The 15,500-nt window shown below is 64.0% G+C and carries 18 protein-coding genes; 5 read left to right on the top strand and 13 right to left on the bottom strand.

From position 1 onward, the window contains the following. The first annotated feature begins 52 nt into the window (after nt 1–52). Together NVU01S_RS25210 and NVU01S_RS25205 are read left to right on the top strand one after the other, a co-directional pair. Nucleotides 53–367 carry a hypothetical protein gene (locus NVU01S_RS25210; protein ID WP_156161927.1) on the top strand — a complete coding sequence of 105 codons (315 nt, stop codon included), beginning with the start codon at nt 53–55 and terminating at the stop codon, nt 365–367. A 62-nt stretch (nt 368–429) separates the two neighbouring features. Next, nucleotides 430–1,527: a hypothetical protein gene (locus NVU01S_RS25205; protein ID WP_156161926.1), complete on the top strand. Its 1,098-nt coding sequence runs from the start codon at nt 430–432 to the stop codon at nt 1,525–1,527. Between the two features lie 85 nt (nt 1,528–1,612). On the opposite strand, the gene NVU01S_RS25200 is transcribed toward NVU01S_RS25205, so the two are convergent. Next, nucleotides 1,613–1,846, bottom strand: coding sequence for a hypothetical protein (locus NVU01S_RS25200; RefSeq protein WP_043680407.1), 234 nt, complete (start codon nt 1,844–1,846; stop codon nt 1,613–1,615). Nucleotides 1,847–2,625: 779 nt separating this feature from the next. On the opposite strand from NVU01S_RS25200, the gene NVU01S_RS25195 reads away from it, so the two are divergent. Together NVU01S_RS25195 and NVU01S_RS25190 are read left to right on the top strand one after the other, a co-directional pair. Continuing rightward, nucleotides 2,626–2,964: a hypothetical protein gene (locus NVU01S_RS25195; RefSeq protein ID WP_063048168.1), complete on the top strand. Its 339-nt coding sequence runs from the start codon at nt 2,626–2,628 to the stop codon at nt 2,962–2,964. A 32-nt stretch (nt 2,965–2,996) separates the two neighbouring features. Further along, the gene (locus NVU01S_RS25190; RefSeq protein ID WP_169815266.1) at nt 2,997–4,181 is read left to right on the top strand and encodes a hypothetical protein; all 1,185 of its coding nucleotides are present in this window, start codon (nt 2,997–2,999) and stop codon (nt 4,179–4,181) included. Between the two features lie 54 nt (nt 4,182–4,235). Here the strand turns inward: NVU01S_RS25190 and NVU01S_RS43570 are convergent, their stop codons facing one another. Continuing rightward, entirely contained in the window at nt 4,236–4,400 is a 165-nt protein-coding gene (locus NVU01S_RS43570) for a hypothetical protein (RefSeq protein ID WP_156161925.1), read from the bottom strand. Nucleotides 4,401–4,815: 415 nt separating this feature from the next. On the opposite strand from NVU01S_RS43570, the gene NVU01S_RS25185 reads away from it, so the two are divergent. Beyond that, on the top strand, nt 4,816–5,145 hold the full coding sequence (locus NVU01S_RS25185) for a hypothetical protein (RefSeq protein ID WP_043680395.1): 330 nt from the start codon (nt 4,816–4,818) through the stop codon (nt 5,143–5,145). 252 nt (nt 5,146–5,397) lie between these two features. Here NVU01S_RS25185 and NVU01S_RS25180 read toward each other — a convergent pair whose 3' ends face one another. The 11 genes from NVU01S_RS25180 to NVU01S_RS25130 form a co-directional block, all read right to left on the bottom strand. Further along, nucleotides 5,398–7,038 carry an AAA family ATPase gene (locus NVU01S_RS25180; protein ID WP_043680391.1) on the bottom strand — a complete coding sequence of 547 codons (1,641 nt, stop codon included), beginning with the start codon at nt 7,036–7,038 and terminating at the stop codon, nt 5,398–5,400. Nucleotides 7,039–7,244: 206 nt separating this feature from the next. After that, nucleotides 7,245–8,048 carry a competence protein CoiA family protein gene (locus tag NVU01S_RS25175; protein WP_043680387.1) on the bottom strand — a complete coding sequence of 268 codons (804 nt, stop codon included), beginning with the start codon at nt 8,046–8,048 and terminating at the stop codon, nt 7,245–7,247. 231 nt (nt 8,049–8,279) lie between these two features. After that, on the bottom strand, nt 8,280–8,984 hold the full coding sequence (locus NVU01S_RS25170; RefSeq protein WP_052281287.1) for a hypothetical protein: 705 nt from the start codon (nt 8,982–8,984) through the stop codon (nt 8,280–8,282). A 723-nt stretch (nt 8,985–9,707) separates the two neighbouring features. Next, a complete protein-coding gene (locus tag NVU01S_RS25165; protein ID WP_043680383.1) occupies nt 9,708–10,082 on the bottom strand; it encodes an ASCH domain-containing protein in 375 nt (124 codons plus the stop codon). 80 nt (nt 10,083–10,162) lie between these two features. After that, on the bottom strand, nt 10,163–11,362 hold the full coding sequence (locus NVU01S_RS44635; protein ID WP_218023634.1) for a helix-turn-helix domain-containing protein: 1,200 nt from the start codon (nt 11,360–11,362) through the stop codon (nt 10,163–10,165). A 62-nt stretch (nt 11,363–11,424) separates the two neighbouring features. Next, nucleotides 11,425–12,471 (bottom strand): toprim domain-containing protein, encoded by a 1,047-nt coding sequence (locus NVU01S_RS25155; RefSeq protein WP_052281251.1) that lies wholly within the window; start codon nt 12,469–12,471, stop codon nt 11,425–11,427. After that, nucleotides 12,468–13,490, bottom strand: a complete 1,023-nt coding sequence (locus NVU01S_RS25150; RefSeq protein WP_043679806.1) for a DNA cytosine methyltransferase — start codon at nt 13,488–13,490, stop codon at nt 12,468–12,470. The genes NVU01S_RS25155 and NVU01S_RS25150 overlap by 4 nt, the downstream gene beginning before the upstream one ends. A 5-nt stretch (nt 13,491–13,495) precedes the next feature. Continuing rightward, nucleotides 13,496–13,864: a hypothetical protein gene (locus NVU01S_RS25145; RefSeq protein ID WP_043679809.1), complete on the bottom strand. Its 369-nt coding sequence runs from the start codon at nt 13,862–13,864 to the stop codon at nt 13,496–13,498. A 1-nt stretch (nt 13,865) separates the two neighbouring features. Further along, complete coding sequence (locus tag NVU01S_RS25140) at nt 13,866–14,336, bottom strand: hypothetical protein (RefSeq protein ID WP_052281252.1); 471 nt, start codon at nt 14,334–14,336, stop codon at nt 13,866–13,868. A 1-nt stretch (nt 14,337) separates the two neighbouring features. Further along, the gene (locus tag NVU01S_RS25135; RefSeq protein WP_052281253.1) at nt 14,338–15,159 is read right to left on the bottom strand and encodes a hypothetical protein; all 822 of its coding nucleotides are present in this window, start codon (nt 15,157–15,159) and stop codon (nt 14,338–14,340) included. A gap of 4 nt (nt 15,160–15,163) precedes the next feature. Then, the gene (locus tag NVU01S_RS25130) at nt 15,164–15,499 is read right to left on the bottom strand and encodes a hypothetical protein (protein ID WP_043679812.1); all 336 of its coding nucleotides are present in this window, start codon (nt 15,497–15,499) and stop codon (nt 15,164–15,166) included. Nucleotide 15,500: the final 1 nt, after the last annotated feature.

The following is a 15,500-nucleotide window of genomic DNA, read 5'->3' as shown; positions in this document are numbered from 1 at the left end:
CACGGCTGAGCGATGTGGTCGCGGGCCGTGCCTACACACGAAAGGTTCTTTCGTGATCGATAAGGCCCCAGCCCAGCAGACCGCTGCCCGCCCAGTGGCCGGGCAAGCAACCCCGCAGAGCACCCCCGGGCCGCTCTGGACCTGGCCGACGGTTACGGTGACCGTAGCGCTGGTCGTCTCGGCGTTGACGGCTATCTACTTCCTGACCGGGCGTGGCCTCGCCCCGACGACGGCTACCGCACTCTCGTTGATCCCGGCGGTGGTGATCTGTGCATTCGTCCTGCCTGCCTCGACGGGTGCGACGTTGCGGCGCCGTGTCCTAGCGGCGCTGGTCGAATTGTCCGGTGGTGTCAACCGAGCACCGTGAGCAGCCCGCCCCAGGACGGGGACTCCTTCTACATAGATCTGGCGGGCAGGGCGGAAAAGATCGTGACCGCAGAGCAGTTCAGCCTGCTGTTGCGCCAGCTCATGAACCGATCAAGCCGTAAGGCCGGACAGATCGCGCGCTACTCTGACGGCAAGTTACCGCGCAGCACGGCCTACAAGTTCGTCCAACTCAGCAACCCGACCCTGCCCAAGAATTGGGGCCAAGTCGCAGCCTTCGCCAGGGCGTGCAAATGCTCCGACGGCGAGATCGAACTGCTGCACGGTATTTGGACCGCGCTCAGCGAGCATCCCAGCCACCTGGCCGTTAGCAACACCCCCAAAAAGACCTCCACGGAGCAGAAGAAGAAACCCGCTGATATCGCGAAGTTCCGCGAGGAGATGGCGGAACTCGAGGCAGCACTGCTCGCCGGTGCTGCCGACAACGAGTCTCCCTTGCCTCTGCGGCATGGCGTGCTGCACGAGACTGCGCGAGCACTGCCCGACACCGTAAAGGCAGGGGTGAGGCGACTACGCGAGTGGAACGACGAGGACGCTCGCCGGGCCAGACGTTCGGACCGTTCCATGCGACGCAGCCAACGCGCCGCACGGCGGTGGGAGCGCAATGGAGCGCGCTACACGGCAGGACGGCTGCGGGTGTTGGCTGCGACACGGCTCAACTTCGCCTTGCTGGTGGGCACGACGTTACTGCTGCAGGTCCTCCACAGGTTCATCGGACAACTCGTCCCGCTGGTCGCGACTGTGCTGGTCGCCGTGAATGCGGTAGTGGTGCTGCGCAACCCCGCAGTGGTCCGGATCCGGTCGATCCGCTCCCCGGTAAAGCTCGGCGTCGGGATCACCCTAGGCCTCGGGGCGAGCTGGCTATCGCTTGCGATGAACTCCATGGTCTACACCGCGATGTTCACCGGCCTGCTGGTCCTGGTCGGCACACTGATCTGGCAAGACGCCGTCCAGTGGCACGAAATGCTGAACTGGCGCGGATTAGGCCTGCTCGTGCTGTCGCTGTGGTTCGGCATCAGCGCCGGCAACGCCGCCACAGCACAAGCCTTTCCGCCGGCAGGCGCAGTCTTGTTCGGGTGCCTGCTGTGGAGCTGGGCCATGCTCGAATTGCACCTCAAAGTCGATGACCACCAATGGCTTTGAGAGATCCAACCCTGGTCGCCACCATTAGCGGCGACACCCGTTCAAGATCGAGGGGGTGAGTCAGACCCAGCGAGGCACGCGACCGCTACGAGGCCGGGGTCGGCCTGGCCGCCTTCTCCGCGGCAGACTTGGCTGCTGCAGCGGTGCTGCGCCGCCCCATCTTGATGGTGGCGTTGTCGGTGTCGACTTGGAATTGATACAGGTGCCCGTCCTGCCACACGGCGAGCTGGCGGCGATACACCCGGCGCGTCAGGATGGCGCCTTGCCGCGGATGTTCTTCGAACGACCACCCGCCGGTGGCGTCCGCCTCGGACAGCATAGAAACAAACCGTACACAAGGTTTTGATTGAAGGCCTCAGAGCGCCATCGAGAATGATGTGTTCGTTCGGCGCTCTGAGGCCCTCGATCTGTGGTGGAGTCCGCCGCCAAACGGACTTGCTTCCACCGAGGGTCCCGAGTCTCGACTGCATGCCATTGCGCGAAGTCCGGGGGAGCCGACAGCGATTCACACTGCTGGCAGTCCCGACTGTAAGGCAAATGAGGCTTAAATTGTCTGTGCAATTCATCTAGTTGGGCGGCCGCCGGGCTGGTGACTTGCGGAAACGTCACGTCCTCCACCGATCGTTACCACCTCGTGATGTGGCACATATCACTAATCTTGTCCAGCGAACGGCCCGGATGGACAGCCGTTGGACGGATTCGCGAGCCTCGATTCCACCTGGACGCATTCGAACATGCATTTGGGCCCCCGAAAACAGGGGGTTGGACACGAAACTACCCGAATTCCGTAGTGCCGCACGTGAACTGGTCGGTTGGTCAGTGGGCTGTGTCGGAACAAAAGGGCATGATGCTCATGCAGCCCCCCGGCAAGCCGGGGGGCGCCTGAGCTCGAGCGCCAACTCGAAATTTCAGGTGCGAGTCATCGAAACCCTTTGACGTCTCGACTGCATGCCACCCGCGCGGTGACCGAGCCTACTTGCGGTCCCGCTCGAACGCCCGGTGTGCGCCTCCCACCTACGGGAAGGCGCACACCGGGTTCTTCGAGCTCTGCTGTTCCTCGGTCGCCGCGCAACACCGCGACAATCGGAGGACTCCTCTATGCCGACTGAACGGCGACACCAAGACAGCGTGCGCCCGCCCGATTCGCAATCGGCTCCGCCCGAACAGACCCGTCCCGACCAGGACCTGCATCCCGCGAGCTCGGCGTGGACATGGCCGGCCGTGACATTGACCTGTGTGCTGGCGCTGGCAGCGCTGGTCTTCGCGGCGGTGCTTGCATTCTCCGGCACCGACCCGCGGATGGCGGCGGGCATCGCCTTGGCCCTGATCGTAGGGATCGTGATCTGCGTGCTCCCTTCGCCGTCCCGCGGCTCGTTCATGCAGCGCCTCGCCGACGCGCTGGTCGTGCTTCTCGGCGGAAAACGAGGCGATCAGTGACCGTCCCGGATCCACAGCAAGAGCGCGAACGCGTGCACGAACTCGAACTGTCCGCGGGAACGGTCGAGGAGTTCATGGCGATGCTGCGCAATATCCTGCACAAATCGGGCATGACGGCCGGCAAGGTCGCCAAGCTCGCGAAAATCCCCCGCAGCACCGCCTACCGATTCGCCGACCGCACCAACATCACCCTGCCAGCCCGCGTCGAACAGGTAGAACGTTTCGTACGGGCGTGCCGCCTCCGCGACGATCAGATCACCCGGGTGTTGCGCACCTGGCACGAACTCAACGGCACCCTCGAGGAAGCCGCCGTAGAGCCCAGCACAGACACTGCCGAAGCCGACCGACACCAGCTCCAACTCGTTCATCCCGACGAACCATCACCTGCACCACGGAGCGGACGCTACAACGCGACGCAGGAGACGCTCTTCTTCGACGACCTGGACTCGCCATCGAGAAGGTGGTCAGCAGCGCTTGATAACGCGATCGACCAACTGGAAGTGGTCACCCGCATCAACCACGACCCGCAGCCGAAACGGCTGAAGAAGAGCATCCCCAGCACACCTCAGAACGTCATCGTCTACCAGAACAACGCGCCAAGGCAGCCGCGGTTGATCGCGGACCGGCGGGCTCCCCTGCGGTCGTGGGCCTTCCGGCGCCAAATCCTCGTGCTGCTGTTCATGGTGCAGTGGCCGATGATTATGCGAGGGATCTTCACCGCGCAGCAGGAGACCGTCCTGTTGCACGCGTTCACCTTCGGGATGGCACTGATCTCGCTGGCGCTACTACCCCAGCTCGGTCGCAAAGCGGTGGCCCCCTGCACCACCCGACTCGCCATCGCCACCGCGATCGGAAGCGCGGCCGGCGCGCTAGCCTGGTGGGCGACCGGCAAACCAGTGCTCGCCCTGATGTCCGGGTTCATCGTGTTCATGGCGGTCCCGATGTGGCTCGCCGTGATGAACACAATGTGGAAGAACTTGTTCACCACCAGCCGCGGGATCTTCGCCGTGCTACTCGCCACCTGGTTCGGCGTCCTCACCGGTGTGTTTCTGGCCGCCGAGAACGGCTACATCGCGGCCGTCCTCGCGAGCATCCTCACCGGTTCCGGCGTACTGATGGAAGCCGCCGCCCGCATCTTCCCGCACACGGAATGCCCACACTGCGAATCAATCGATACCAGCAAGCAAGTCATGAGCAGGACCATCAGCAGGGCCTGATCGAACGGATGTCTTGCGTACCCGCGTGCGCAAGACACCACCGGGCATAGGACCTTAGACGCGCCCGGGACCGCCGTCGATCAGGACGAGATCAGCGACCCGGGCGGGGAACTCATAGCCAGCATCCAGGACCGGTTTGATCAGCACGACGCCCGGGTCGCCGTTGTGGTCGACCTCAATCACGGTGAACTCGGAGCCGCCGGTCGCACCGATCTTCACCTTCGATCCAACAGAGAATGACACGTCAGCAGACTAACTCGGACGCCTGACCAACCAGCACTTCGACACGCTAAGATTCGAATCTATGTTCGAAGAATGGACTGGTGAGTTCTCCTCGCCCCTGCGCAAGCTCGTCGACCCACCGCGCGGCCGGTCCTCATCGAACTCGGTACTGCCATCGTCACCCAGACCTACCTACGTCGCGGCGCCTCCCTACGGGTCAAAGCCGCCGGCCTCGACCTGACACGGACAGTGCCCGGTTTCGTCCACGCCTGGGCCCAATGCTCTGACGGCTCTTGGCTCGGACTGTGCTCGTTCTCGATCCCGACCTCCGACAAGAACGGCACCGTCCCGGCCTATCAGTGGTGCCCGCGACGCTCACTGACCGAACCGAACTGACCCGCGGGAGCATCCGATGAAGACACCCGAGCAGCGCCCCGGAGACGTCCTCTACGTCGTCATGGCCGCCATCGATGATGGGGACGACCTCGGCAGCTTCACCACCGCCGAACTACTCCGCGTCGTCCGCCGCGACCTCGACCCAACGCCTACTGCGGAGGAAGTCACCACGGCGCTCACCCTGCTCGCATTGCCGAGCATCAACGGCCTGCACGTGGCCGGTGACGAGTGGCAGCCTGCCGACCCGGTCGACAGGGTCGCGTCCCGGCTATACGCCCTCGCTGAAGCCGTCGCCGACTACCGACACGGCTTCAACGGCCTTCTCGAATTGGACAACCGCTATTGAGTCCGACCGGGCCAGAGAAGATGCCCCGAACACGGTTGAGGCCACTCGTCACCGATCCGGCGGGGCGCAGACTTGGCCGTTCCGCATTGCGCGCCGACGGTCTCGGTCTCACCACCGTGTCACGTAGCAAAGCTTTACCTCTGGAGGCCTTGAACGCGCCACAAAGTCGCGCCGGATGAGGTGGCTTTGCGACCTTGCCGCAGCAAATTTCACCCCGCCGTACTGCGCCAGCCCATCTTCAGGTAAAGACCATCATGATCTACTCTTAAAGATCGAGTCTTCCAACTCTTTGTACACCGACATGCCCTTTGTCATCAAAGGCGCCAGCGTTTGAGTGCAAAATGATTCCCACGTCCGTCCGGGACGGTCTATTTGCAAAAGCTTCTTGAGTCTAATATAGATACTGCCCGCAGGCGATTTAAGATCATCGGAATCATTGCCACGCTGCACACTCTTCGAGACCTCTTCATTCTTGATCGCAACTGCCTGCGGCCCTAACTCGGGTCTATTTGCGTGCACACAGAGCGCGGTGATCATCTCGTCGTCCAGCAAGTACGACTCGACGTTCCTGCGAGACAGAACGTTGACTCCGCGAGTTTCGTACTCTTCTACATCCGCGTCGTTCATATAATCCCGGTCAACAACTCGAATTACTTTTGTGCCACTAATGATCGCTTGAATAGAGCGGCCGAGCTCAAGCTTGTCTCGACTTACATCATCCGAATTTCCAACAGATATAAAGTCGGTGTCCGGGTAACTCTTACCAAAGATAGCGCGGTAGCACTTTGCATCAAACTCCGCCTTCGTGCTCAGCTCTCCCTGCTTGATGGGGCGCCCTTCGCAAAGCACAATTTGCTCCGGGGCCACCAATGGCGCAAGATCTCCGAGTGCCACGTCAAGGGTTCGAGCCCAAAAGTCTCGGTCTAGCACAATGGGCCTCAGCACCACAGGCCGATCGAAGTCCTGGCGATCAAAATCCAAGAACACCACTTCGCCTGGCCGATCCTGTTCGAGCTCACGCGCCTTCGCCATAAATCCGATGCTGTGAGTAGCAATTACAAGCTGCGACCTTTCGGGCAGCTGAGTTAGAAGTTCACCGAGCAGTTTGCCTTGGATACGCGTATTGAGATGAACCTCAGGCTCATCGATGCACCACAAAGTATCATCGAAGTACTCGCGTTTGATAATCATGTCAAGCAGCAGATCGAACACGGCTTTCTCGCCAGCGGACACATTCTTGTATAAAAACTTCTTTGCCTTTCCCTTCTGGAAGTAGAAGGAACCCTGATCCATAGGATCGCCCACACCCGTCAAAACAAGGTCAGGGAATACCCGGAGCATGGAGTCCGCGACCCGGCCGATTATTCGCGAGCGAATCTCAGCCTTTGTCGTAGCGTCAGATATTTCATCGTCAAACACTCCATCAATTGTTTTGATGATTAAACGTCGATAGTTCTCAGATATAGAAGCATCTGTATCTATAAGCCGATTAACTCGCACCGTTTCAAGCGGAGATTGAGGGCGACTGAAACTAGAGACATTGAAATCGGGTTCACTACGGAACGCAGAACGAACGTATACGCGCTTACGAGCATCGTCGATACCTGACCTAAACTCGTCATGCATTGTCAGCTGCACATTCTGCGCCTTATTTCGCACCTCCGAATTCGCGAGATCCTCGAACTCCTGCGCTTTCACATAGTACGTCTCATCCCACGAGAACCCCACAGAGCCATGCTGCCAGTGCCAAGTACGTAGCGCATCGAAGAACGACGATTTGCCCACACCGTTAGGCCCTGCCAAAACAATCAGTCGAGCCGTTTCCGGTATATCGGTTACCGTGAGGTGGGAAAATCGCTTGAATTCAGCCGCTTGCAGCTCCTTCAGTCGCATGGCGCCCACTCTACGACAGCCGGGTGGCCGGACACCAGGAATTGCCGACCATGGAGGCCTTTATTTGAACGCGGCGTACGAGCAATGCCAGGCGGGTACGGCCACATCACCCTCACGAAATAAGACAGCTGTGCTGCGTTGCGAGGTTGGTGTCACGCCCGCAACGAGGAATTTGACCGATTCCTGACCCGTTGCTGTCGGTGTTGTCAGGGCGTGCTTGAAGCGTTACGGAATAAGGGATTCGTGGAGCGTGGTGGGGGTACGCGGGGGTGGTATCGAGTCGCCGGAGATTGGTCGGCCGCGCCAGTTCTGTTCGAATGCGTGTCGGCAGTGGGCGTATCGGCGGCGCCTCGCACGCGGGGATGAATGGGCATCAGTCGGCGCGAATGGTCACCGACGTGTGGTTGACGCCGCCGGAGATTCTGGCCGCGCTCGGGCCCGTTCGATCTGGCTCCGGTGTGCTGTTGGTAGGTGAGGAATCCGGTGTGGGCTTCGTAGTCGTCACCGCCGGGGTTGAACGAGGTGATGCCCAGCACGGGCAGCTTTTCGGCCCACGTGCAGGGCCGAGTCAGCCACAGGACTTCGTCGGCACCCTCAGCCAGCAGATCTCGCGTCCGTGCCTCCGCCACGGCGTGGTCGAGCCGCGACCATTGGACCTCGACGGCGTAGCCGCGGCCGTGCAGGTGGCCGAACACGTCCGGGGTGCGGGCCTCGAGGTGGGTTTCCACGCGGGCGTCCTCGGAGCCCAGCGCCCGCAGCTGTGCGCAGACCCAGTGTTTGAGCCGGAAGTGCAGGAAGGTTTCCCGTGCCGAGGTCTTCACGGTGCGATCGCCGGTGGCCCCGAAGCCTTTGCCGTGCCGTACGAACGGGTTCTGCGCGCTCGAGTGGTAGACCGTCACCGGATGCCGGCACACCAGGCACCGCAGACCGGGGGTCTTCTGCCACGTCGCGAACACTGCCGGATCGCGGATGTCGATGTACTCGTCGTAGCGGCCCAGCGCGGCGTCCATCTCCAGCGCATAGCACGGGTTCCCCGGATTCGGCCGCCATACTCACCCCCGAAAGCAGCCACGCGAACGTCGACCACCTATCACGGTAGCGAGCGGGTATGACACAAACGCCGGTTTCGGTGCGCGCGAACGGATTCGCACCCCTGCCCCTGGTATCCTCGGCAGTATCGGCAGTATCGGCGCGTAAGGCACGAATTCCCGACTTTCGTTGGGAAGCACCGGAATTGATTCCTAGGAATCATCGTCTTCGGTGGTCACCGTGAATGGGTCCGCGCACACCCCGCACAAGATCGGACCGACGTCGAATGCCTTGCGGGATGCCCTGATCCGGCGCACCGGGTCGCACGAACACGTGAGCGCGTAGCCGTTGTGCGGGATCGGTTCGCTCGCCTCCGATTCCGTGTCACCTTCTCCGTTGCCCTCGTCGGCGGCAGCTACGCGTTCGTCGAGGTAGTCGTGTTCAGAGCGGCGGTGCGCGACCAGCAGGGAACCGAGCTGGTCGATCTGCGCCCGGTAGTTGTCTGCGGCAGCGTCGGTGATCGCGGTGTCCGACCATCCCGCTCCCTTGCTGCGTTCGACGTGCAGGCCGAGTTCGACAGCGATCTCGCGGTATTTGCTGTTGTGGTAGGCCCCGCCCCGGCTGGTGTCTTTGACACCGCGGGTGAGCGCGACGCCATGAGCCGCTTCGTGTAGCAGCGTCGCCAGCACTTCGCGCGGGCCGTCGACGAATCCTTCACCGCCGACGAACAACTCCGGCAACCGCGTATCGCCGTGCACCCAGCGGTCGGGCCCGAACTGCCCCAAGCGCACACCGCGCCGGCCGACCGATCCGGCCGCGATGGTGACCATCACGTCGGGCACCTCCGGATGCCGGGCGCGAACACCGGCCCATGCTTCATCGATCGCAGCGACCATCGCCGCGGAAACGACACTCATAGAACCCTCCCCAGTTAGTTGATTACTAACTACATTCTACCGAAATACCCTCTCCCACAGTGGCATTGGCTCCTTCGATGATGAATTGATACCTAGGAATCAGCACGCTATTCCGGACCGCATCCGCTATTCCGGACCGCATCCGCCCCTCTTCTTGTGGTCCTCTCTTCCACCCCGGATACCCGAGACGCGCCCTTCTCGCCCCCCACACGCGCTTGCTCGCGTGCCCTGAACCGCCACCTCCGCACCTGACGCGCCCTGCCGCACTGAGCGCGCCTTGGCCGCGAACACGCCACCGGAGGTGGCGCAGCTCTCGACGTAACGTCCGCACCTGACCCAACCCCGCTCCCAACCCTCCCTTTGTGGTCTCTCTTCCTCTTTTGGTCCTTCTCTTGTCTCCCTTGTCTTTTGATCTTTTGTTCTTTGTGTTTTGTGTTGTCCCCTTCCCCTGCCCGGCTGACACTCTCTCTGAACAGCGAAGCCAGAGAGAGTGTCAGCCGGGCAGGGGAAGGGGACGGCGCGAAACACCCAGCTCAAACGTAGTTTGAGCGTCTGCTTGACGGGACTTGGACGGGACTTGGTTTTCCCGTCATTGTCCCGTCCAAGTCCCGTCATTGTCCCGTCCAAGTCCCGTCCGAAAGCGCTTCTTGCACACCACGAAAAGGCCCGCCGGGCGGGTGCCTGGCGGGCCTTGTCGGGTGCAAAGGAGTTACAGCACTTCGGCTATCCGGACGGTGTCCCCTGGTCGGCAGAGTCCGCGATGTAGCGCCATTCGACGCGGGTAACGTCGCTGCTTGGTTGACAGCCTTTGTGCGCGGCGCAGAAGAAGGCTACGAACTCGGCGGGAGTCATGTTCGGGAACCCTTCCGCAGCCACTTCCGATGATGTGATGGTGTCGAGACGTTCCCGACGCACGGCCACAATTTCAACGTCGACAAGCCGGATCAGTGGCTCGCCATGCTTGCGGCCCATAACTTTTCGGCACAGTGTCAGTCGTTGGCCGGGACGGAGGTAGCTCCAGCCGATCCGGCGGGTCACAGTTTTCGTGCGGTCACGGACCTGCTGCTCGGTCAGCGCCACAGACATCAGCCGCGCCATAGTTTCGCCTGCACCTCCAGTTCGGGCCACACCACAATGCAAAGTCAATGTGGGTCGCTCTATCCATTCGATTCCGTTCATCACGCGTGCCTGCGAACCGTGCCGGTGGTCTGATCGTGCGGAACGGCACGCTCGGTGTCCTCGACCAGTTCGGCCTCGATCACCTCGACCGGTCCGCCCGCGGGGGCGTGGATGACCTGGAGCCCCGGGTGCCGGACCGGTGTCGTGTGCACCGGCACCGATGCCGACCCGGTGTCGGCTGGTGCGCAATGCGCGGGTGGTGCATCGGCTGGTGCGTTCTCGGTGCGGCCCAGCACTCGCAGAACGGTCGTGTGCGCCACGCCGACGAGCGGGCCGATCTGTCGCGCGGACATGCCCCGCGCGGTGAGTTCCCGGATCAACGCGTCCCGATCGGCCGGCGTCGCCTGCTCCGCCGCGGTTTCCGCTGCCTCGGGTGCCGATGTTGATGGGTGGTGAGCAGGCACAATCCCTGTCACGGTGCGAGTACTGCGCGGGCGCAGAGTCCGGATGGTAGAGCGGTGCCGGGCCGGGCGGCGGGCGGGTGGAACACGCCGGTGCGTGCGCACCACACCGGTTTTCGCCGCTGGTGCATCCGGCGACTCGGACGCACCACCCGGTGCACCGCCCTCGGTGCCCGGTGCATGCGGTGGTGCGACGGCACCGTGCACGCTGTCGGTCGAACCCTTCTCCTGTGCCTCAGGCAACGGCCGTGCACCACCGTGCACCACCGCATGTTCGGCGGTACCGGTCACCGCTGGGTGGTGGTGTTCGCGCAGGATCATGTGTGCCAGTGCGGCGCCCATGCCGAGCACGGCGACCGGCAGGCAGGCTACGAGCACGGTCACTGCCCACGGCGCGGACCGCACGCCTGCGGACTGCATGAGGTGGTAGGCGACCTGGCCGACCGCGCCCAACGCGAGGCTGCCGAACGCGGAGAACTTCGCGTAGCGGCGGGTGCCGGCGGAGCTGATGCGGTTACCGAGCCACACATACAGTGCGTAGGAGGCATAGGTTTCCATCCCGATCGGCAACGTGATCGCGGTATTGATCGTGAAGCCGTCCGCGATGCCCGGCAGCGGCCGGACCGGTCCGAACCCGGTCAGCTCACCCAACCCGACCCACCCGGACCAGATCGCGACGAACGCCGGCAACGCCAGCAACAGCACCGGCCACGCACGCATCGGCCGCCGCGGCGAAGATGACGATGACGCGCCCTCCTCAGCGCGGACCGGCTGCGCGCCGGGGTGGTTGGTTGTCATGATGTCGGCTCCTGTCGATTCAGTCATTCGAGTGGTCCTTGCGTTGTGGTGGTCGGCGGGGTTCAGCGGCTTCGCGTACGCGTCCGGCTCACTGCCGGGCCACGAAATCTGTCCTGCTGCTGCGGTTGTGGTCGGTCGAGGTAGGGGACGGGGTCGAGTTCGCCGAGTTCGTGTCCGGCGTCGAGGTGGTCGGAGAGGTCTTTGCCGCCGCGGGCCTGCATCACCCGCACCTCCCCGACGCGACCGGTCAGGGTGTCGGCGACCTTGGCGGCGTGGCGGTAGCCGGGTCGGTCGCGGTCGGCGACCACGATCACCCGGGCGGCGCCGGCCAGCCAACGCGCGTGTTCGGGCGTCCAGGAGCCCGCGCCGCCGACATTGCAGGTCGCGATCTGCCCGGCCCGGTTCGCGCGCAGGACGTCCTTCTCCCCTTCACACAGATAGATCTCGCGACCGGTGTCGAGGGCTTCCCGGATATCGGGCAGCTGGAACGGGATAGGCGCGAAACCCGCGTCCTCCCACTGTGTTCCGGTCCAATGCCGTTGATAGAACGACTTCTTGACGCCGTGTTCGTGCGGGATGTGTATCCGGATCACCGCGCCTTCGACGTGCCCGTCGGGCCACCGATACCGGTAGGTGTCCATCCGCACCGGCGGCCCGGTCTGCACACCCAGCTCCGGTTTGGACAGGATCGGGAACCGCGCGGCCAGGATCGCCTGCTCGACCGGCGACACCACTCCCGCTGCTCGCCGACCCTCGCCACTGCCGGGGCTGGTGGCCTGGTTGTCGCGGCGGCGTTCGGGGAGCCGGTCGAACATGTCCCGTACACCGAGCGACCGGTTCTCGGTCGGATGCGGCAGCCGTGCAAGGACTTTCTCGTCGTCGCAGGTCGCCCAGCAGCGCACGATGGTCCGGGCCTGGTCCGGGTCGTAGCGCACGCCCAGGCTCGGGGTGTGCGGGCGACCGTCGCCCTCATGCACTGGGCACAGGTAGTTCGTCCAGCGTGTCGGGTCGTTGGTACCGTGGCCGGCGCCCATGGTGCGTTTCAACGCGGTCGTGATCAGCAGGTAGGACGGGCCTGCCGAGGGTGTGCGTGGATCGGGGCGGTTCATGCCGCGACCCCCAATGCTTCGGTGGCGCCGAGGGATTGGGCGACACGCTGGCCGAGGAAGCGGGCGACGTTGACCGAGACGGCGTTGCCGATCTGTACGCGGACTTCGTCGATGTAGCGGCGTTTGCCGTTCGTGATGACCGGCACGTTGCGGCCGTGGAAGACGTAGTCGTCGGGGAAGCCCTGGGCGCGGGCACGTTCGCGGTTGTTCAGCAGCCGGTGCCGGATCCCGTCCGCGGTGCGGGTCGCTATGGCGTGGTGGTTTCCACCGGCGGTGACGGTGGCGAGCTGGTGGCGGTCGGCGCGGCGGGCGTGCGCGTTGCGCCGGTAGGTGACCAGGTGCGGCACATCGATGTCGGTGATCTCCTCGAACTGCGGTGTCACATACATTCGACGGGTAACCAGCTCGCCCGGATCCGGATCAAGGATCGCGGTGGCCGGGGTCCGCTCGACCGGGCCGGGAGCCAGATCGACCTCGCCGTGACGGGTGAACACGATGTAGACGCGTTTGCGGTTCTGCGCCACCGGGTTCGGGCCGATCTCAGCGGAATCCAAGATCACGATCTGATGCTTGTAACCCTGGACGGTCATGCCATCGAGCCACCAGCGATACATCACGCCGCCGCCCCAGTTCATGAACTCGGGGACGTTCTCCACGATGACCGCCTCATAGCGGTGCACCTCACTCGCGGCGATCACCGCGAAAGCCGTTGCCCGATCAACCGATCCCTCATCGGCGCGCCGCAACTCGACCTGCACCGGCGGCTGCTTACGGCCACCGGAACGGGCATGCCACACACACGACGGAGAGATCCACGCGATGTCGGTGCGCGGGAAAGTCCGGAAATCGGTCTCCGACAAATTCGCGATCCGGCAATCAGTGTCGGGGTAGTTGGCGCGAAGGGTTCGCACCGCGGTCCGCCAATGGTTCGCCGCAACGACAATGTCGTAGCCGGCCTGCCGTAACCCCTCGGCATCACCACCGCCACCGGCGAACAGGCTGGTCGCTGTCAGAGTCATCGACCTCACCGCCCTCGCTGCCGCGGCGGCCGGTCCCGCTTGCGAGCGCGTTCGGCCTCGGTGAGGTCGCGGGCCTGGCATTGGCTGCGGTACTCGATATCGGTGACGCCGACGAAGTAGCCGGCGGTACGGTCCTGGGTGATGCCGTCGAGGAACCGGGTCATGGTCTCGGGTCGAGCGGCCCAGTCCTGGTGGGCGTCATCGAGGTAGCGCCAGTGCGCGCTGTGCGGACCGTATGACCACCGCAGTTCGATCTCGTCGGCGTGGATGCGTTGTTCGAGTTCGGCCTCGGTCTCGATCGGAAACGGGCTGTCGAGCAGTGCCTGCCACCGGGCGAAGTCCACGCGCATGGCTACTTCGTATTCGTGGTCCATGTCAGCGGCTCCGTTCGATCCGGTTGCGTGGCCGATCCAGGGAGGGAGCTGGATCCTGTTGCGCTGGTTCTGGGTTCGCCTGCGACCTGATCGCGTCGAGTCGTTCGACGTAGCCGGAGCAGGCGCGGTTCCAGCGGTCGGCTGCGTCGGTGGCGTCGATGCCGTAGGCGGCGCCGATCTGGTCCCAGTCCGCGCCGAACACGCGGGCGTTGATTACGTTGCCGAGCGGGTCGATATCGGCGGCGCGTTGGATCCGGATCTTGGTCAGATGCCACTTCGCCTGGCGCTGCTGACCTTCCGGGGTGTCGCGCTGGTTCCACTCCTGCTCCCACTCCGGTGTCCCGAATTCCGGACTGTGCAGGAGCTGGTCGGCCAGTTTCGAGGTCTTGATCGCGATCAAGTCACGCAATTGGTTTGCCGCCGAATTGATTTCGGCGTCGCTCGGTGTGGGGTTCGTGGGTGTGTGGTCCATGTCAACGGGTCCTTTCAATTCGGCGGCGCCGCACGGGCACCGCGAGATCGGCGGCGTCGTAGCCGCGGGTGGTGGTTGTGAAAGTCGGCACCGCGCTGGAGTGCACGGCCCAGCCGAGTTCAGGGCGCGGCGCAACCTTGCGCTGGTAGTGCGATGGAGTCGGGCGGGCTTTGGGGTCGTCGATGGTGTCTTCGTCCCACTGCCACGACCGCGCCCACCCCTTCGCCCGCGCGTAGTCGCGCGCTTGCTGCGACGGCCCCGGAGTGAGTTGCTTGCGGTCGAACAGCTCACACACGGCGCGGTGCCATCGGGCGGTGATCGGACGTTCGCCGTGGGTCAACCGCCCCAAGTTGCTGGGGAACAGACCGAGATCTTGCGCCAGCACTTTTTGCGGCCACCCATCGGCGACCAGCGCCCGCAACCGGCGTTGCGCGCCGACCACCGGCACCCGGCCGTTGGGGGCAGCGACCTCGACCACGGATTCCGGCACCGGCACCGCCAAGACCCGCGCCGCGACAGAGTGCGAAATCCATTGCGGCGGTTCCAATCCTCGGCGGCCGTGCAGCAAAACGCCCAAGGTCGAGCGGTGCAGCTCGGCCAGCTCGGCCAGGCGCCGGTGACTGACGCCGGCCTTCTCCAGGCGAGTGATGTGCTCGCGTACCGGGTCCGCGGCGGTGCGGTCCGGATCCCAGCGCCCGTAGGCTTTCCCGCGCGTGCGGGTCCGCTGGTAGCAGGCACCGCACAACCCGCGCCGCAACGGCGGCTTGACCCGGTCACACCGGCCGCACGCCGTGCCGGTCGAGTTCTGATCTGCGGTGCCCACCGGGTCACCTCCCCCGCTCGATTTCCGGGCGTGAACCGGCGGTCAGGATGCGGGCCTGCTCGATACTGCGACGCTGCACACCATCCAAGCCGCCACTGGGGCAGTACCGCAGCATGGACCGAACCTGCTCGGGCTCGCATTCCCATTGGGACCGAACACCTTTCAGGAACTCCCACTGCTGCTGGTGCGGGCCGTAGGTCCAGCCCTGATCGATCGCCGCGCCGTCGGTGTAGAGCCGATTGATATCGGCCTCCGACGCCGTCGGTGCGTAGGCGGCGCGGGTCAGGCCGTCGAGTTCGGCGAACGCCTCGCGCATCGCTTCCTCGTGCTCGCGGTGCATG

It is taken from the genome of Nocardia vulneris, assembly GCF_001613425.1.
Taxonomy (GTDB): Bacteria; Actinomycetota; Actinomycetes; order Mycobacteriales; family Mycobacteriaceae; genus Nocardia; species Nocardia vulneris.
The sequence above is the reverse complement of the archived record's forward strand: the minus strand, read 5'-3'. Positions and strand labels throughout refer to the sequence as shown.